We start from the raw sequence: 17693 nt of genomic DNA on the forward strand, positions 1-17693 counted from the left end.
TCGGCGCAAGCGAGTGGGAGCATGTGCGCGCCTCTGCCGCCCAAGTCTCTTCTGAACAGGAGGGCTGACATGACCATCGAAGTCGAAGACCGAAAGCTTGATCCAGCCGTGGCTCTCCCGGCACTGGACGAATCGGCGCCGCGCGAGCCGCACAGGCAATTTGCCCTGAAGCATGAGGACTGCTTCATCGTCACCGACAGCTATGGTGACATACGCGGCACTGGCGACGGGCTCTTCCGCGACGATACGCGTGTGCTGTCGCGCTTCCGTCTGTTCATTGGCGGCCGTATGCCCTCGCTGCTCGGCGCCTCGCTGTCGCAGGACAACATTCTATTCAACGCCAATCTCACCAATCTGGCCACCATCGGGCCAAACGGCAGCGAAACGCTGCCAGGCGTCGTCCACATCAATCGGACCCGGTTCATCTGGCAGGACCGCATGTTCGAGCGGATCACGTTCTCGAACTACGCCAGGCGCGAGGTGCTGCTGCCGGTCCGTTTCGACTTTGACGCCGATTTCCGTGATATGTTCGAGGTGCGAGGCACTACCCGAAGCCGCCGTGGTCGCGCGCATGATGCGTTGGTCGGCGAGACGAGCGTCACGTTCCGATACGAAGGCCTCGACAGTGTATCGCGCCAATCTGTCATCGCGTTTTCGATGAGGCCCGATCAGGTGCATCCCAATCACGCCGAGTTTCGCATTCTGGTGGCAAGGCGCGACAGAAGAGAGCTGTATCTGGAGGTCGGTCACAGCGAAGAAGCCCCATCCAGTGATCGTTTCCGAGCGGCCGCGGCACGGGCCCGGTTTGCCATGCGCTCAAAGCGTCGACAGGGCGCCACGGTGTTCAGTTCCGGTCGCGTGTTTAATGACTGGCTCACGCGCACGCGCGCCGACATCGCGTTGCTGACCACTGATCTGGAAACTGGGCCATATCCGTACGCGGGGATTCCCTGGTTCTCGACCGCCTTTGGCCGCGACGGCGTCATTTCCGCCTTGCAGATGTTGTGGCTGAACCCTGAGCTCGCTCGCGGCGTCCTGGCGTACCTTGCCCGCTATCAGTCGACAGAAACGTCGATATTTGACGATGCCGAGCCCGGCAAGATCATGCATGAAACGCGCAAGGGGGAAATGGCTGTACTGCGCGAACTGCCGTTCGGCCGCTACTATGGTGGAGTCGACACCACTCCGCTCTATGTCTACCTGGCTTGCTCCTACGCCGATCGCACGGGCGATCACGAATTCGTCGATCGCATGTGGGATTCCCTGTGTGCGGCGATCGCGTGGATGGAGGAGGTCGGAGCTCGCAACGGAGAGGGCTTCGTGACCTACAACAGGGGGGCGGATACGGGGCTTTTCAACCAAGGCTGGAAGGACAGCGCCGACGCGATCTTCCATGCCGATGGCACGATACCCAAGGGACCAATCGCATTGGTAGAGGTGCAAGGCTATGTCTTTGCGGCCTACCAAGGCATGGCTGCACTGGCGGCAAAGCGCGGCGACGACGCCAAGGCCGCACGCTGGAGCGCCATGGCAGAAACGATCCGCAGCGCGGTGGAGACGCGGTTTTGGATGCCGGAGAGCAACTTCTACGCCTTGGCAATAGACGGAGAAGGCAAGCAATGCGCCGTGCGTGCCTCCAACGCGGGTCACCTGCTTTATGTCGGACTGCCGTCAGCGGAACGGGCGCAGTCGATTGCCGCGCAGCTGCTGTCAGCTCACCTCCACAGCGGTTGGGGCGTTCGCACCCTGGCCGACGACGAGCTTCCATTCAACCCGATGTCTTATCACAACGGTTCGATCTGGCCACATGACACGGCGATCTGCGCCGCTGGGCTCGCCCGCTACCAGGAGCGGACAAGCGTTGTAAAGCTGATGAGCAGTATGTTTGAGGCGGCGGTCCGCTTCAACATGCGGCTGCCGGAACTATTCTGCGGCTTTACCCGCGCGATCGGCGACGCGCCGATAGCCTACCCCGTAGCCTGTCTGCCACAGGCATGGTCGGCCGGATCCGCCTTTATGTTGCTGCAGGCCTGCCTGGGGATTCGAGTCGACGGTTGGAAACACGAGATCAATGTCCAGCAGCCCCGGTTGCCGATAGGCATCGACAACATCGTGATCCGACACTTAGCGGTCGGTGAGGCGAAGGTCGACCTTACGTTTCAGCGCATCGGCGACCACATGGTCTGCTATCTCGATGAGCGGCACGAGGGCCTCGTGCCGCTGGTGGTGCACTCTTAGTGGTCGGATCGCACAATGCGATCAGTGATGTGCCCGATGTGCGTGTTCGCCAATGCACGCTGCTCAACGGCGACATCAACACCGGCGTCACCGCGATCCTCCGGTAAGACTGTCGACCTCACCCGCGCCAGCGCAGCAGGCGCATGGCGTTGGCGGTGACCAGCACGGTGGCGCCGGTATCGGCCAGGATCGCCGGCCACAGGCCGGTGATGCCGGCGATGGTGGTGATCAGGAACACCGCCTTCAGCCCGAGTGCCACCCCGATGTTCTGGCCGATATTGGCCATCACCGCCCGCGACAGTTTTACCATGCGCACGACGTCCATGACCCGGCCATGCAGGATCGCAGCGTCGGCGGTTTCCAGCGCCACATCGGTGCCGCCACCGATGGCGATGCCGATGTTGGCGGCGGCGAGCGCCGGCGCGTCGTTAATGCCATCGCCGACCTTGGCCACCTTGAGCCCTTCGCGCCGCAACTCGCCGACGATGCGCTGCTTGTCCTGCGGCAGCAGCTCCGCCCGCGCCTCGATGCCGAGCGAAGCGGCGATGGCTTCGGCGGTGCGGCGGTTGTCGCCGGTCAGCATCACCGCCCGAATGCCCTCGGCCTTCAGTGCCGCAATACCCGCCGCCGCATCCGGCCTCGGCTCATCGCGCATGGCGATCAACCCCGCCACCACGCCATCGGCCGCCAGCACAGACACCGTCTTGCCCTCGCCGTTGAGGCTGTCGACGGCAAGGCGCTGCGCTTCGTTCATGTTAGCGCGTTCTCCTGCCGCCTGGCCGGAGCCCAGGAAGACAGCGACGCCGCCGACGCTGCCCTCGACGCCCTTGCCGGAAATCGCCTTCGCCGCCAGCGCCGGTGGCACCGGAGCTTTGTCTGCCTTGGCCCTGTCCAGGACTGCCGTCGCCAGCGGATGGCCGGAGCCCTGCTCGAGGGCCGCCGCCAGCGCCAGCACGGTGCGTTCATCGCGGCCATACGCCACGATGTCGGTCACCACGGGCCTGCCGGCCGTCAGCGTGCCGGTCTTGTCGAAGGCGACCGCCGTGATCCCTCGAAACCCTTCCAGCACGGCACCGCCCTTCATCAACAAGCCACGCCGCGCGCCGGTCGCAAGACCTGCGGCGATCGCCGCCGGCGTCGAGATGACCAGCGCGCAGGGGCAGCCGATCAGCAGGATCGCCAGGCCCTTGTATATCCACTCGTTCCAGTCGCTGTCGGCAAGCAGCGGCGGCAGCAGCGCCACCAGCGCGCCGACGGCCAGCACCGCTGGCGTATAATAACGCGAGAAACGATCGATGAAGCGCTCGGTGGGCGCCTTGGCCTCCTGCGCTTCTTCCACCAGCCGCACGACGCGAGCGATGGTGTTGTCCGACGCGGCTGCCGTCACCCGCACCTTGAGCACGCCGTCTGTGCTGATCGTGCCGGCGAAGACGGTTTCCGCGACACCCCTGCGCTTCGGTGTGCTCTCGCCGGTCACCGGCGCCTCGTCGACATACCTCGAACCCTCGACGATCTCGCCATCGGCCGGAATTCGGTCGCCCGGCCGCACCACGATGACGTCGCCGATCGAAAGGTCTTCAGCGGGAACCTCCGATGTGCCGCCTGCGCGCTCGACCAGTGCTGTCTTCGGCACCAGATCGGCAAGTCGCTGAATGCTCGCCCGCGCACGGCCGGCGGCGACACCTTCCAGGAGTTCGCCGATCAGGAACAGCACCACCACGGCGGTCGCTTCTTCCGTCGCGCCGATCATCACGGCGCCTGTCGCCGCGATGGCCATCAGCGTCTCGATCGAGAACGGCGTGCCGGCCAGTCCCGCCATCAGCGCACGCCGCGCGACCGGCACCAAGCCGACCAGCAGCGTGGCCAAGAACACCCAGCGCTCGGCCGCCGGAAACAGATAGCCGATGGCATAGGCAGCAAGAAGCGCTGCCGCATAAGCCACCGTCAGCACTGCCCGGCGGGAACGCCACCACGCCTGCCCCGGCTCGCCACCCATGTGGAGATGGGTTGAAGCGACGGCCTGCTTGCTGGCCGGCTCGCCATGATCAGCATGGTCATACGCTTTGACTGTTGAAGCCTGCCCATCGATCCTGGCTTCGGCCTTTATGATGCCATACCCAAGCCGCGCAACCTGCCGCAGCACCTTGCCTTCCGGCAGTGCGCCACCGTGACTGACCGTCATGCTGGCGCTGGTCACCGAAACCGAGACATCGGCGACGCCGTCGAGACGGCGAACCGCCGTGTCGATCTTCGCCGCACAGGAGGCGCAATCCATGCCGCCGATCCTGAACCGCGTCTGCTTGAGAGGCACCGTCATCACATCGCCTGTCTGTCTTGCCCGCGCGGCGTCGCCGCATTGGTCTTGAATGCTGATGTGAGGCACTGTAATTGCTCTAGCCACTAGAGCTTCAAGAGGCAAAATTCATGTTTTCGATCGGTGATCTCTCGCGCCGCACCGGGGTCAAGGTGCCGACAATCCGCTACTACGAGCAGATGGGCCTGGTCGCGGCACCCGAGCGTTCGGAAGGCAACCAGCGCCGCTATTCCAGGCAGGAGCTGGAACGACTGGCCTTCATCCGCCACGCCCGCGACCTCGGCTTCGCCGTCGAGGATATCCGCTCGCTGATCGACTTGAGCGGCCACCCCGAGCAGCCCTGCGGCCACGCCGACAGGATCGCCGAGGAACAGCTGATCTCGGTGCGGGACAAGGTCGCCCAGTTGAAGCGGCTGGAGGCCGAACTCGAACGCATCGCCACCTGCTGCAATGGTGAGACGGTCGGCGACTGCTACGTCATCCGCGCGCTGTCCGACCACGCGCTGTGCACTGACGAGCATGGGTGAGGCGGAGCAAGGAGCGACGCGGCGCAGCCGCATGGGTTCCGCGCCGTGACCTCAGAGAGCCGCAGCGTTGCACAACCACGTCCGCCCCTCCGGCCGCGCCGCCCCCCACCCTACAACTCGATCCGGAATCGCAAACTTTCCACCCCGCCATAGGCGGCGTCTTCGAAGAAGCGCTCGACCAGCCTGCCGCCATTGGCAAGGATCACCCTGTGCGAGGCTGGATTGCCTGGTTTGGCGGTGATCTCGACATAGGGTAAGCCGACCGCCCTCGCCTCGTCCAGCATCAGCCGCAGCGCCTCGGTGGCGTAGCCGCGCCGCCGCTTCCACGGCACCACCGCATAGCCGATATGGCCAAGCACATGTGGCGGCAGTTCTGCCGTGCCCTGCTGCCAGCGGAAGCCGATCGAGCCCGATGCCTCGCCGTCCCAGATCCAGCGGCGGAAGCCCGGCAGGCGCGGCACTTGCTTGCCATCGGGCAAGGTGATCGGACCGCCCCTGGCCTGTGGATCGTCGAGGTCGGCGAGAAAGGCCACCGGATCTTTTTCGATTGCCGCAAGCTGCTCGCGCGTCGCTTCCATCAGCCGCACATTGTCCGGCGACCAGCCACGCTCGAGCGCCGCCTTGTAGGACGGCAAATGTTCAAGCGCGGGTTTGACGATTTCGATCATGGTGCACCAGCGGAGACGCTATGCAGACAAGATAACAGCATTGCCCGGCAAGGCACGATCCACCAAGGGGCAGCCTCTTGCGACAGGGCCGCGTTCCCATCGCTGAAAACGCGGCCCTGATCCAAGTCGTGGGAAGATGGCGCTCCGGCAAGGCCGCACCGGATCGCCACTAGAGCATTTTGCAGCCAAGCGGAGTCGCTTGGCGTCGCAGAAATGCGGCTAAAACAAACAGTTAGAACGGGATGCCAGGTTCAATTCAAATGCATCCCGCTCTCGCGATCTCAGGCGATGTCGAAGCGGTCGGCGTTCATCACCTTGGTCCATGCCGCCACGAAATCCCTGGCGAATTTCTGCCCGGCGTCCGAGGAGCCATAGACCTCGGCAAGTGCACGCAATTGTGCGTGCGAACCGAAGATCAGGTCTGCGCGCGTGCCGGTCCACTTGACCGCCTTGGTCTTACGGTCGCGCGCTTCGTAGACTTCGTCGGAGCCGGCGGCCGGATCCCAGATCGTGTTCATGCTGAGCAGGTTGACGAAGAAGTCATTGGTCAGCGTCCCCGGCCGGTCGGTGAACACGCCATGCTTCGACTTGGCCGTGTTGGCGCCAAGCACCCGCAAGCCGCCGACCAACACCGTCATCTCCGGCGCCGTCAGCGACAGCAATTGCGCCCGATCGACCAGCATGGCTTCGGTCGACATCGGCTGCTTGCCCCTGGCATAGTTGCGGAAGCCATCGATTTTCGGCTCGAGCGGCGCAAAGGAATGAACATCCGTCTGTTCCTGAGAGGCGTCCATGCGGCCCGGCGTGAACGGCACCTTCACCTCATGGCCCCCATCCTTCGCGGCTTTCTCGATCGCGGCGACGCCGCCGAGCACGATGAGGTCGGCAAGTGAGACCTTCTTGCCGCCGGTCTGTACCGCGTTGAACTCGCTCTGGATGCCTTCAAGCCTGGCAAGCACCTTCGACAGTTCGGCCGGCTGGTTGACCTCCCAGTCCTTCTGCGGCGCGAGCCGGATGCGGGCACCGTTGGCGCCGCCACGCTTGTCGGAATTGCGGAACGTCGAGGCCGACGCCCAAGCGGTCGAGACCAATTCGGAAACCGACAGGCCCGATGCCAGGATATTCGACTTCAGGGATGCGATATCCTGCTCGCTGACCATTTCGTGATCGACCGCTGGGATCGGATCCTGCCAGATCAGCACTTCCTTCGGCACGAGCGGGCCGAGATAGCGAGCGACCGGGCCCATGTCGCGGTGGGTCAGCTTGTACCAGGCGCGGGCAAACGCGTCGGCAAACTGGTCTGGATGCTCGTGGAAACGCCGCGAGATCTTTTCATAGGCAGGATCCACCCTCAGCGCGAGATCGGTGGTCAGCATGGAAGGCGCGCGGCGCTTTGACGGATCATGCGCATCCGGCACGGTGCCGGCACCAGCGCCGCCCTTCGGCGTCCACTGGTGAGCGCCCGCCGGGCTTTTCGTCAGCTCCCATTCGTAGTTGAACAGATTGTCGAAGAAGTTGTTGCTCCACTTTGTCGGCGTCGTGGTCCAGGTCACCTCGAGACCCGAGGTGATCGCGTCCCCGGCAATGCCGGTGGCGTACTTGCTCGACCAGCCGAGGCCCTGCGCTTCGATGCCGGCGCCTTCCGGTTCGGCCCCCACCAACGAGGCATCGCCGGCGCCGTGCGTCTTGCCGAAGGTGTGACCGCCGGCAATCAGCGCCACGGTCTCTTCGTCGTTCATCGCCATGCGGCTGAAGGTTTCGCGGATGTCACGTGCCGAGGCCAGCGGATCAGGTTTGCCGTTCGGCCCTTCCGGATTGACGTAGATCAGGCCCATCTGGACGGCGCCGAGATTGCCTTGGAGTTCGCGGTCTCCGGAGTAGCGCTCGTCGTCGAGCCACTTGGTTTCCGAACCCCAATCCACGTCCTGCTCGGGCTCCCAGACGTCGGCGCGGCCGCCGGCGAAGCCGAAGGTCTTGAAGCCCATCGATTCGAGCGCGACATTGCCAGCGAGGATCAACAGGTCGGCCCAGGAGATTTTCCGGCCATATTTCTGCTTGACCGGCCACAGCAGCCGGCGCGCCTTGTCGAGATTGGCATTGTCCGGCCAGCTGTTGAGCGGCGCGAAACGCTGCTGGCCGGCGCCGGCGCCGCCACGGCCGTCGCCGATGCGATACGTGCCGGCACTGTGCCAGGCCATGCGGATGAACAGCGGTCCGTAGTGGCCGAAATCGGCGGGCCACCAATCCTGCGAATCCGTCATCACATGGTGCAGATCCTTGATCACCGCATCGAGATCGAGCGACTTGAATTCCTCGGCATAGTCGAACTCCTCGCCCATCGGATCCGAAAGGTTCGATTGCTGGTGCAGAACGCCGAGGTCAAGTTGGTTTGGCCACCAGTCACGGTTGCTCCTGCGGGAGGACCCATGCGCAACCGGGCATTTGCCCTTGCTGTTGTCGTCTGTGTTGGCGTCCATGTTTTTCTCCGATCGTGGCTGTGTTGAGCTGTTTCAACGGCTGCGTGAGCAAGGACACTGGATGCCCCTGGAGGTGGTCCGTTTCATGGCAGGCGCGATGACCTGTCCCCGATACGCGACCGAATATCTTGGATGTCCATCGCTGCGAGCGCCTGGACCAGATGGTCCCGGCTGCTCCTGATCTTCCTCGCAGTTCCTATAGCAAAGTCGCGTGATTAATTTAAGTTGGATTTCCTGATTGCAGCGATAAGATTACGCTATGACAAACCTGACGCTGAAGCAGCTGCGTTATTTCGAAGCGCTGGCCAGACACAACCATTTCGGACGCGCGGCAGATGCCTGCGCCATCTCCCAGCCCGCCATCTCGGTGCAGATCAAGGAATTGGAGGAAACGCTGGGCACGGAGCTTTTTGAACGAGGTCCGCGACAGGTCCGGCTGACCAATTTCGGCGAGGAGTTTGCCTTGCGCGTCCGCGACATCCTGCGCTCGGTAGATGAACTGACGGATCTGGCCCGCGCCTCGCGCGACCGGCTCGTGGGCCGGCTGCGCATCGGCGTGATCCCGACGATCGCGCCCTACCTTCTGCCTGCCATCATCGGCAACCTTTCCCGCATGCATGACGGCCTCGAAATCCACGTGCGCGAGACGCAGACGCAGAAGCTGATCCAGGAACTGGCCGACGGCCGGCTCGACGCGGCCATCGTCGCGCTGCCGGTATCGGAAGCGTCGCTGACCGAAATCGTGCTGTTTGCCGAGAACTTCGTGCTGGTCCGGCCCGGCGAGGACGAGGGAAAGCCGGTGCCCAATCGCGAAATGCTGCGCGAGATGCGGCTGCTTTTGCTGGAGGAGGGCCATTGTTTCCGCGATCAGGCGCTGTCGTTCTGCAATATGCATTCGGCACGGCCAAGGGAGTTGCTGGACGGCAGCTCGCTGTCGACCTTGGTGCAAATGGTCGGCGCCGGCGTCGGCGTCACTTTGATCCCGGAAATGGCCGTGCCGGTGGAGACACGCTCGGCGTCGGTTTCCATCGCCCACTTCGCCAGTCCTCAGCCGTCGCGGACCATCGGCATGATCTGGCGCAAGACAAGCCCGATCGCCAAACAGCTGCTGCTGATCTCCGAAGTGGTTCGCCAGTCGTCCGATGCGCTGCGCGCGCAGTATCACCCAGTCAAGGTTGCCTGACCGGATCGTCAGCTTGCCGCCTGGAACCGGATCTCGCCCTCGTTCAGAAAGCAGGTTTTATTGAACAGCGACAGATCCAGCGGGTTCGGCAAGCGTACGTCGCTGATATCGGGGACCAGCTTCTTCGACGGATCGTATGACCGGTCGATCTGCGAGATGAAGACGAGGATCAATCCGCTGTCGCGGGCAAAGGCCTTCAGCGTGCGGACTTGCGCCATCAGGTTCGGGTTTTCCCGCTTCTGATCGAGCAGTTGCAGATAGTCTATGACCACCAGCGTACCTCGCGCCGCCGCCGCCAGCGTTCTGACGATGTAGTCGGCGCTGATGACATCGGAATTGTCGAACACGAATTGGTCGTTGAACCGCGCCGGATCCGCCCCGATGGCGCGAAACCGGTCGAGCACATCCCTTTGCGTATATTCCAGCGTGAAGAACACGCCGCGATGGCCGGACTTCATGGCTTCTATTGCGAGTTCGAGGCACATCAGCGTCTTGCCGTGGCCTGGTCGTGCGCCGACCAGGACCAGGTCGCCGGGCGAAAGTTGCGCAAACAGTACGCCCGCAGGCGCCGCCTCGGCCGCCTTTGCTGCAAGCAGGCTCCAGCTGCTGAAACCTTCCCGTGCTGCAACACGATCGAGCGCTTCATGGAGCGGAACCTTGCGCTGCCGGGACAACAGCCTGGCTTGACGTTTCAGATGATAGACCGGCGCGGACAACTTCATTGCAAACCTCCTGGTGCGAGCAGTTTCCGCAATCCCTCCTTATGCCTGGGCTCGAACAGTTGGTTCGGTGATCGAATAGCCCCGCATGAGCGATGCTTTCCCGGCGGAGGGAGGAGGCGTGGGCGCGCCAGAATCAGATGATAGCTCAATCCCTGTGGATCGAAAATCGCGGATAAGTCAAAGATGCTGAGTCGTTGACCGTAAACCTGGAACCGCCGCGTGGGCGTAGGCCGTTTCAACGCGCGAACTCCCTCGCGGCTCTTCGAATGGGCTTGCAGGAGGGCACGCAAAAAACAAAGGGTCCTGCTAAACAAGATGTGTTTCGCCGATTGGTGCAGGACCATTTATGATCGATTCTCGGCGGCGCAAGGAATCGCAAGGCCCTTCGATAGGAGAATTGATCCGGTGCGGTTGAGATCTGTCTATCTGGGTGTCGTCGCCAGCCTTCTTCTCATGGTCATCGCAGTGGCGGTCTCGGCCCGATCCTTTGCCGCACCATCTGACGTTCCGGCCTGGCTACAGGCCCATGTCGGCGACAGCGACGGGCAGATCTCACAGGTGGTGCTGGAACGGGCGCGCGCGCTCTACCTCAAGAAGGTGGCGCAAGGTGCGGTCAAAAACCCCTGCTACTTTGCCATGGACGCGACGCGCCCCAGCGATCTGGGCGATGGCAAGCCCGGACACCGCTACTATGTCATTTGCGAAGCCAGCCAGTCGTTTCGCGCGATTTCGTCGGGCCATGGCAGCGGCCGGAATTTGAAAGGCGTCGTCGACTTCGCCAACGGCAGACGCTGCGCGAAGAACTTCGGCAATGCGATGGATTCATCATTGACCGCCGGAGGCGCCTATATGACCAGCGAGGCGAAAACCTCGTTCAAGGGCTACTACCGCATCGGCGCGAAACAGGACGCGGTTTTCCAGCGCACCTTCATACAGTTCGACGGCGAGGGCGAAGCCGCGAACGCCAGGCAACGGGTGATCGGCGGCCACGCTGCCCAGGTGCTGCACGGCATGTGCCTGCGCAAAAATCCCAAAAGCTCGCACGCCGACCATGATGGCTACGTGCCGTTCGGCAAGCTGGTGGACTACGCAAGCGGCCGCAGCAATGGCTGCACCAGCTGGTCGCCGGCGGATGCCCAGCAGATCATCCCAATGGTCAAGGACAACCCGACGACGCTCTACATCTACCCTGAATCACGTGACATCGCCGCGGTAGCGTCCAGCCGTTCGCAGTCGGGCGCTTACTGGAACGCGTCCTGCCTGAAGGAAATAGGCACTCCGAAATTCTGGCCGAGAAAGACCCTCGAGCCGATCATCGCTCAGTACAGCAAGGATCACCCGGCACCGCCGCCACAACCGGTGCCGATTTGCAAAGGGCCATGAAGTTCGCTCCCTGCGGACTTCACTCGACCATGCCGAGGCTCAGCGTAGAAAACCGAGCACAGGCTGCATGAACTCGGCTGGATACTCCAGCCAGCAAGCGACCTCCACGGCGCTGGCGTGACGCCGCGGCTGCCTCGGTCGTGAATGGATCATGCCGCAATGTCGGCAGCCGGTGCTTGTGCTGCGCCTACATAACGCTCTTCAGGGTTCGGCGATTTTGCCGCGCATGGCGCATTCTCCTTCGACCGTCGCCGACGGTGGTTCGCACATGAAAAAGGGGACCAAAGGGGGCCGGCAGGCTATTTGCTCGTGCAGACCGAAACCATGGAACGTTTTCCAAGGGCGCTCATTCAAGCATCAGCTGGCGCGGGGCCGCGGAACTAGAGGAGGTTACGATGAGAATTGCCGATTGTATGACGAAAGACGTCCAGATCGCCAATCCGGAGCAAACCATACGCGAGGCCGCTCGAACCATGGGCCGTCTCGACGCCGGCGTCATGCCGGTGGGTGAGAACGACCGGCTCGTCGGCATGATAACGGACCGGGATATCGCGATCCGCGGCATCGCCCAAGGCAAAGGACCCGACGCCAAAATTCGCGAGGTGATGACCCCTGACGTCGAATATTGTTTCGGTGACGAAGACGCAGACGACGTCCTTCACAGAATGGGTGAGCTTCAAGTAAGGCGCCTGCCGGTGTTGAACCGCGACAAGCGGCTGATCGGCATTGTTTCGCTGGGCGACCTCGCCATGAATGGCGAATCGGCAGAAGCGGGTGAGGCATTGAGCGGCATCTCGCGGCATGGCGGACAGCATTCGCAGTTGCATTGAGGTCAGCGAACAAGGGCGGCGTTGGCTGCGGGCTGCCGACCAGATTGCGATAGCCAGCCCAAACAGAGGCGGATATCGCCCGGTATGCCGCAACCGCATGGCCTATCCGTTCGGGTTTGGTGCCAATGTTGCGTGACGTCGACTACGTGCTGCGAAAACTCGATTGGATGCGCGCCGAAGGCATCTGGCCTAACGGCTTGCGTTATCTCTGGACCGATGCGTTCGGGGTCGTGCTCTACGTCTCACTCTACACGGAAACCGGCGAGACGCGCTGGCTGGATGAGGCTGAGCGGCTGGTGGCCGATGTAGAGCGTGTGCTCGGCCGTCGGCGTGGATTGAGGATCGGGGAAGCGGCTGATCGTGACGGTCAGTACTTCCACTACCTGGCGATGTGGCTGTTTGCCTTGGCGCGTCTCGGGGATCTGAAACCGCGATACCGCGCGCGCGGTGTCGCGCTGGCGCGTGACATTCACCCGGCTTTTGTGATCCCCGGCCGCGGTGTGGTCTGGAAGATGCAGGAGGACTTGAGCAGTCCTTATCCCGGCTATGGCCTCGGCAGCATGGACGCTTATGACGGCTATGTCTCCTACCGGATTCTCGATGAAGACGAGCTGGCGCCCGAAATCGCGCAGATGCGTGACCTGATCGAGCACGATTGGCAAACGCTCGATATCGAACAGGATCTCGGTCTCGGCATGATGCTGTGGCTCGCCCACTTCTTCCCCGCTGAACCATGGGCCGAAGCCCAGACGAGGCGATCGCTTAGAACCCTGGAAACGATGTGGGTCGACCCGCCAGGTTATTTCAGCCGCACGCCGTGGCTGCGCGACACGAAGTTCGCTTTCACCAATTTTGGCGTGTCACTAGGGCTGCAGGCCAGCGACGTCTGGCCCGAGCGTGTCGGCACGTTGAACGCCTTCTTCGAGGACTGGCGCTCTGGTGACGAATATGATCGAGAGGCGATCACATGGGTGATGGCCTGCACCTCGCACCTTCCCGCTGCGTTTGTATCTCGCGGGCCGATCAAGAGTTGCTGAATGCTCCCAGCCGAGGAAAAAATGCCCGCCACCACGCTCAGCGGATGGTGCTCCAGATTTGTTGATTGGAACCAATGGCCTGCAATACAGTTACAGAGCCAGCAAGTCCGGTTGTAGCCATGCCGCCATATGGACCGGCGGTTTCAAGCCAGCCGACTGAGCTTCGGAAGCGTGGAAAGCACGCTTGATGGAGAAAAATCATGAACCAGTGGTCAAACGCCAAGCTTTGTGACGTGGCAAATCTAATCCTCGGAGCAGTTCTCTTCTTCTCTCCCTGGATATTCGCCTTCGCGGCGGGGACGCAGTCCCAGAATGCCATGGGCAGCGGCATCGTGATTTTCTTGCTTTCGGTTGCCGCCCTCTCCGCCTTTGCTATTTGGGAGGAATGGTTGAACCTCGTTGTGGGCCTTTGGGTAATCGTGTCTCCCTGGGTGCTTGGATTCCAGGCAACCACGGCCATGAGCGTGCATGTGGTAATCGGCGTTCTGGTCGCGGTCCTTGCTGCGATCGAGCTGTGGATGATGTACCAGAACCCTCCAACGCAATCTACGGCCTAGCAGGACTGGCGTCGCTGCGGCAGCGAGTGTGATGAAGCCGATTTGGCGGTCGAACCAAGAGGAAACAGATGCCTCTGACCGCCAGGCCTACGGCCTGCCCGTTCGAATGGCCGCCGCCAAATCCGGCGCTCTGTTCATCGCCGATGAACGCCCTCGGACGCCATAGCAACCGGAGCCGCACAGCGGCTAACGGTGACACTGTCGCCAACTGCCAGCGAAGAGGAGATATGTCGACATGAAAGCAGTCCGCATCCATGCTTTTGGCGGACCTGAGGTTCTTTCGATCGATCAAGTCCCCTTTCCTCAGCCCGTTGACGACGAGGTTGTGCTCAGGGTTCGCGCGGCGAGCGTCAATCCGGTCGATTACAAGACCCGCGAGGGTTCGGCGGGTCAGGCATTGCCCGTCACATTGGGGCGTGACGTGTCCGGCGTGGTGGAAACGTGCGGTACGCGGGCTCATACGTTGAAGAAGGGCGACCCGCTATTTGCCATGCTTGGTCATGATCGGGGCGGCGATGCCGAATATGTCGTGGTCAAGGCGACGGAGGCGGCTGCGAAGCCGGAACGTCTAAGCCATGTCGAAGCCGCTGCGGTGCCGCTTGCGGGCATCACTGCTTGGCAGGGCCTGTTTGAGCATGGCGGCCTCAAATCCGGGCAAAGCGTTCTCATCCATGGCGGAGCCGGCGGCGTTGGCCATCTGGCGATCCAACTGGCCAAGGCCGCCGGCGCGTTCGTCGCCACAACCGTCTCCGCCCAAGACTTCGTTTTTGTCCATGAGCTAGGTGCAGATCAGGCGGTCGACTACAAGGATCAGCGTTTCGAAGAGGTCGTCGATGCGGTCGACCTGGTGTTCGACTTGGTAGCGCGCGACACCCAGGACCGCTCCTGGGACGTTCTCAAGCCAGGAGGGACGCTCGTTTCAACTCTTTCTCAACCCTCGCAGGAAAAGGCACATTTGCGTCGGGCACGTGGCGTCTCCTATATGGCCGAGCCGAATGCGGCGCACCTCGCGCAGATCGGCCGTCTCATCGACGCCGGCAAGGTCACCCCGTTCGTGCAAGCCGTCTATCCGCTTGGAGAGGTCGCCAAGGCGGAGGAACGGCTGGAAAACGAACATGTGCGCGGCAAGATCGTGCTTGAGGTGTCCGCCTAAGCTTCCCGCCAAGTGGCCCGGTTCGGCCGAGCGCTCACTTGCTGAATTAGGTTCCTGGCTACCGCCCGCTCTTCGGAGCCTTGGCGTCCTTTGAACGACGCTCGGCGACCGCCGGACTGGCGCTGGACGCCTTTTGTGTCGCGGCACTCGGCGCGGCTCGCCTCGGCGGGTTTTGTCCCTCCGACTGGCGGGTTCGGTCTTCCACTTCGCCCATCCGGCGGGTGAGCCCCATGCCGCCGGCAGGCTTCTTGTTGCCGGCCGCGTCCTGGGAGAATTCATCGGAAGCGTCGGCACCGGTCTTTGCCGGATACTTCGTCGCACCGGTTTCATAGCGGGTTTCGTTCTCAGTCATGACATCTCTCCAGTTGCATGACGGATAAACATCTCGGCGATATCCGAGTTCCAAATTTCAGGATTTGCATTCGCCATATGGGGTCAGAGCTCACTACCGGAACGTCAGCGCCATCATCCTGTCGCCCACGCATCTGGCGTGGCAGGTCTGAAGCAGCGTCTTTATGGCTTCCACATGCGGCGTGGAATATTGGATTCTAATGCTGCCTGTGGGCACGTCGGTCATGCTTTCCCGGCGACGAGACGAGCACTACTGCAACAGTGCCTTGACGATGCCGCTCGCCTTGCCGAAATCCATCTGGCCGGCATATTTCTGCTTCAGCGCGGCGATCACCTTGCCCATGTCCTTCTGGCTGGCCGCACCCGTCGCCGTGATCGCCTCGCGCGCCGCAGCCTGGATGGCGGCATCGTCAAGCTGCGTCGGCAGGAACGCGCGGATGATCTCCATTTCGCCGCGCTCCTGCGCGGCCAGTTCTGGCCGCTTGCCGTCTTCGAATGCCTTGGCCGATTCCTCGCGCTGCTTCACCATCTTGGCCAGGATCTGTAGGATCTCCTCGTCGCTGGCCGGCTCCTTGCCCGAGCCGCGATTGGCGATATCGCGGTCGTGGATGGCGGCTTGAATCAGCCGCAATGTCGGCAGCCGTTGCTTGTCCTGCGCCTTCATCGCGCTCTTCAGGGATTCGGCGATTTTGCCGCGCATGGTGCATTCTCCTTCGATCGGCGCGGACAATAGCGCCGGGGGCGAGCCAACGCAAACCCTGAAATGCCAGGGCAAGCCTCTGATATTGCTAGATGAAATAAATCGGAATTGCATTTCGCATGATCATTGACCGCCCTGCCCCCTTCCCCTATGTACTGGGCCTTGCATGAACTGAAGCTTGACTGCGTGGAAGCTGCGAAATCGCCGCTTGGCGCCGTTTGCTGCGCGGATGGCCCGCCGGGCCTATGGAAGCGCGCAGCTCCGATAGGAGTGCCGCCATGGCCGATATGACCGCCGCCTCGACGCCCGCCTGGGCAACGGAAAAGCCGACCGCCCTTCTGGTGCTGGCCGACGGCACCGTCATCGAGGGTCGCGGGTTGGGCGCCACCGGTTCCGCCGTCGCCGAAGTCTGCTTCAACACAGCACTCACCGGCTACCAGGAAATCCTCACCGACCCGTCCTATGCCGGCCAGATCGTCACCTTCACATTCCCGCACATCGGCAACATCGGCACAAATGACGAGGACATCGAGGACCTCAACCCGGTCGCCCGCGCCGGCGCCGTCGGCGCGGTGTTCAAGGCCGATGTCACCAACCCGTCCAACTACCGCGCCGGCACCGGTCTCGACCAGTGGCTGAAGAAGCGCGGCATCGTCGCCCTGTCGGGCATCGACACCCGCGCGCTGACCGCGCTGATCCGCGAAAAGGGCATGCCCAACGCCGTCATCGCGCATGCGCCCGATGGCGTGTTCGACCTCGACGACCTGAAGCGTCGCGCCGCGGCATGGTCCGGCCTGATCGGGCTTGATCTCGCCAAGGAGGTCACGTCAGGCCAGTCGTCGGCCTGGCGCGAGACGCCATGGGTGTGGAACGAAGGCTTTGGCGAACAGACCGAGCCGTCGATGCACGTCGTTGCCATCGACTACGGCGTCAAGCGCAACATCTTGCGCCTGCTCGCCGGCCTCGGCGCCAGGGTCACAGTGGTGCCAGCCAAGACCGGCGCCGAAGAAATCCTCGCCATGCAGCCGGACGGCATTTTTCTCTCCAACGGTCCCGGCGACCCGGAGGCCACCGGCGACTATGCCGTCCCGGTCATCCAGGACCTGTTGAAGACCGACATTCCGGTGTTCGGCATTTGCCTTGGCCACCAGATGCNCCTACTCAAGACCGACATTCCGGTGTTCGGCATCTGCCTCGGCCACCAGATGCTGGCGCTGGCGCTGGGCGGCAAGACCGCCAAGATGCACCAGGGCCATCACGGCGCCAACCATCCGGTCAAGGACCACACCACCGGCAAGGTCGAGATCGTCTCGATGAACCACGGCTTTGCCGTCGATGCCGACTCGCTGCCATCAGGCGTCGAGGAAACCCACGTCTCGCTGTTCGACGGCTCGAACTGCGGCATCACGCTGACCGGCCGGCCGGTGTTCTCGGTCCAGCATCACCCCGAAGCCTCGCCCGGCCCGCAGGATTCGCACTATCTGTTCCGCCGCTTCGTCAACCTGATCCGCGAAAAGCGCGGCGAGGAATTGCTGGCCGAGCGGGCCTGACTC

16 protein-coding genes are annotated in these 17693 nt (G+C 62.7%); 10 read left to right on the plus strand and 6 right to left on the minus strand.

The genetic code is table 11. The features are described from left to right. Positions 1 to 69: 69 nt before the first annotated feature. Together X744_RS145180 and X744_RS1000000174025 are read left to right on the plus strand one after the other, a co-directional pair. Entirely contained in the window at positions 70 to 2238 is a 2169-nt protein-coding gene (locus tag X744_RS145180) for an amylo-alpha-1,6-glucosidase (RefSeq protein ID WP_023761842.1), read from the plus strand. Beyond that, positions 2238 to 2345, plus strand: coding sequence for a P1 family peptidase (locus X744_RS1000000174025; protein WP_023761843.1), 108 nt, complete (start codon positions 2238 to 2240; stop codon positions 2343 to 2345). Before X744_RS145180 ends, X744_RS1000000174025 begins: the two co-directional genes overlap by 1 nt. Before the next feature lie 11 nt (positions 2346 to 2356). On the opposite strand, the gene X744_RS145175 is transcribed toward X744_RS1000000174025, so the two are convergent. After that, a complete protein-coding gene (locus X744_RS145175) occupies positions 2357 to 4555 on the minus strand; it encodes a heavy metal translocating P-type ATPase (RefSeq protein WP_023761844.1) in 2199 nt (732 codons plus the stop codon). 107 nt (positions 4556 to 4662) lie between these two features. Between X744_RS145175 and X744_RS145170 the strand changes: the two genes are divergently transcribed. Continuing rightward, positions 4663 to 5079, plus strand: coding sequence for a helix-turn-helix domain-containing protein (locus tag X744_RS145170; protein ID WP_023761845.1), 417 nt, complete (start codon positions 4663 to 4665; stop codon positions 5077 to 5079). 110 nt (positions 5080 to 5189) lie between these two features. On the opposite strand, the gene X744_RS145165 is transcribed toward X744_RS145170, so the two are convergent. Beyond that, complete coding sequence (locus X744_RS145165) at positions 5190 to 5747, minus strand: GNAT family N-acetyltransferase (RefSeq protein ID WP_023761846.1); 558 nt, start codon at positions 5745 to 5747, stop codon at positions 5190 to 5192. A 281-nt stretch (positions 5748 to 6028) separates the two neighbouring features. After that, positions 6029 to 8224: a catalase/peroxidase HPI gene (gene katG, locus X744_RS145160; protein WP_023761847.1), complete on the minus strand. Its 2196-nt coding sequence runs from the start codon at positions 8222 to 8224 to the stop codon at positions 6029 to 6031. Between the two features lie 259 nt (positions 8225 to 8483). Between katG and X744_RS145155 the strand changes: the two genes are divergently transcribed. Then, positions 8484 to 9407 carry a hydrogen peroxide-inducible genes activator gene (locus X744_RS145155; protein WP_023761848.1) on the plus strand — a complete coding sequence of 308 codons (924 nt, stop codon included), beginning with the start codon at positions 8484 to 8486 and terminating at the stop codon, positions 9405 to 9407. Positions 9408 to 9415: 8 nt separating this feature from the next. Here X744_RS145155 and X744_RS145150 read toward each other — a convergent pair whose 3' ends face one another. Further along, positions 9416 to 10129, minus strand: a complete 714-nt coding sequence (locus tag X744_RS145150) for a DNA helicase (RefSeq protein WP_023761849.1) — start codon at positions 10127 to 10129, stop codon at positions 9416 to 9418. A gap of 405 nt (positions 10130 to 10534) precedes the next feature. Here X744_RS145150 and X744_RS145145 point away from each other — a divergent pair, with 405 nt between their 5' ends. From X744_RS145145 to X744_RS145125, 5 genes are all read left to right on the plus strand, one after another. After that, positions 10535 to 11512: a hypothetical protein gene (locus X744_RS145145; protein ID WP_023761850.1), complete on the plus strand. Its 978-nt coding sequence runs from the start codon at positions 10535 to 10537 to the stop codon at positions 11510 to 11512. A gap of 395 nt (positions 11513 to 11907) precedes the next feature. Beyond that, positions 11908 to 12342 (plus strand): CBS domain-containing protein, encoded by a 435-nt coding sequence (locus tag X744_RS145140; RefSeq protein WP_023761851.1) that lies wholly within the window; start codon positions 11908 to 11910, stop codon positions 12340 to 12342. Positions 12343 to 12467: 125 nt separating this feature from the next. Next, entirely contained in the window at positions 12468 to 13379 is a 912-nt protein-coding gene (locus tag X744_RS145135; protein WP_023761852.1) for a hypothetical protein, read from the plus strand. A 200-nt stretch (positions 13380 to 13579) separates the two neighbouring features. Then, a complete protein-coding gene (locus X744_RS145130; RefSeq protein ID WP_023761853.1) occupies positions 13580 to 13936 on the plus strand; it encodes an SPW repeat protein in 357 nt (118 codons plus the stop codon). 235 nt (positions 13937 to 14171) lie between these two features. Beyond that, the gene (locus tag X744_RS145125) at positions 14172 to 15089 is read left to right on the plus strand and encodes an NADP-dependent oxidoreductase (protein ID WP_023761854.1); all 918 of its coding nucleotides are present in this window, start codon (positions 14172 to 14174) and stop codon (positions 15087 to 15089) included. Between the two features lie 58 nt (positions 15090 to 15147). Here the strand turns inward: X744_RS145125 and X744_RS145120 are convergent, their stop codons facing one another. Together X744_RS145120 and X744_RS145115 are read right to left on the minus strand one after the other, a co-directional pair. Next, positions 15148 to 15441 (minus strand): hypothetical protein, encoded by a 294-nt coding sequence (locus tag X744_RS145120; protein ID WP_023761855.1) that lies wholly within the window; start codon positions 15439 to 15441, stop codon positions 15148 to 15150. A 249-nt stretch (positions 15442 to 15690) separates the two neighbouring features. Continuing rightward, the gene (locus X744_RS145115; protein WP_023761856.1) at positions 15691 to 16140 is read right to left on the minus strand and encodes a GatB/YqeY domain-containing protein; all 450 of its coding nucleotides are present in this window, start codon (positions 16138 to 16140) and stop codon (positions 15691 to 15693) included. Between the two features lie 278 nt (positions 16141 to 16418). Between X744_RS145115 and X744_RS145110 the strand changes: the two genes are divergently transcribed. Then, on the plus strand, positions 16419 to 17690 hold the full coding sequence (locus X744_RS145110; protein WP_031260923.1) for a carbamoyl phosphate synthase small subunit: 1272 nt from the start codon (positions 16419 to 16421) through the stop codon (positions 17688 to 17690). Positions 17691 to 17693: the final 3 nt, after the last annotated feature.

Origin of the sequence: Mesorhizobium sp. LNHC252B00, assembly GCF_000502955.1 — a bacterium.
GTDB lineage: Bacteria > Pseudomonadota > Alphaproteobacteria > Rhizobiales > Rhizobiaceae > Mesorhizobium.

Coding starts and splice junctions, on each gene's coding strand:
- X744_RS145150 (WP_023761849.1), bottom strand. CDS start 10,129: ATGAAGTTGTCCGCGCCGGTCTATCATCTGAAACGTCAAGCCAGGCTG.
- X744_RS145175 (WP_023761844.1), bottom strand. CDS start 4,555: ATGACGGTGCCTCTCAAGCAGACGCGGTTCAGGATCGGCGGCATGGAT.
- X744_RS145120 (WP_023761855.1), bottom strand. CDS start 15,441: ATGACTGAGAACGAAACCCGCTATGAAACCGGTGCGACGAAGTATCCG.
- X744_RS145155 (WP_023761848.1), top strand. CDS start 8,484: ATGACAAACCTGACGCTGAAGCAGCTGCGTTATTTCGAAGCGCTGGCC.
- katG (WP_023761847.1), bottom strand. CDS start 8,224: ATGGACGCCAACACAGACGACAACAGCAAGGGCAAATGCCCGGTTGCG.
- X744_RS145170 (WP_023761845.1), top strand. CDS start 4,663: ATGTTTTCGATCGGTGATCTCTCGCGCCGCACCGGGGTCAAGGTGCCG.
- X744_RS145165 (WP_023761846.1), bottom strand. CDS start 5,747: ATGATCGAAATCGTCAAACCCGCGCTTGAACATTTGCCGTCCTACAAG.
- X744_RS145125 (WP_023761854.1), top strand. CDS start 14,172: ATGAAAGCAGTCCGCATCCATGCTTTTGGCGGACCTGAGGTTCTTTCG.
- X744_RS145130 (WP_023761853.1), top strand. CDS start 13,580: ATGAACCAGTGGTCAAACGCCAAGCTTTGTGACGTGGCAAATCTAATC.
- X744_RS145115 (WP_023761856.1), bottom strand. CDS start 16,140: ATGCGCGGCAAAATCGCCGAATCCCTGAAGAGCGCGATGAAGGCGCAG.
- X744_RS145135 (WP_023761852.1), top strand. CDS start 12,468: ATGTTGCGTGACGTCGACTACGTGCTGCGAAAACTCGATTGGATGCGC.
- X744_RS145140 (WP_023761851.1), top strand. CDS start 11,908: ATGAGAATTGCCGATTGTATGACGAAAGACGTCCAGATCGCCAATCCG.
- X744_RS145180 (WP_023761842.1), top strand. CDS start 70: ATGACCATCGAAGTCGAAGACCGAAAGCTTGATCCAGCCGTGGCTCTC.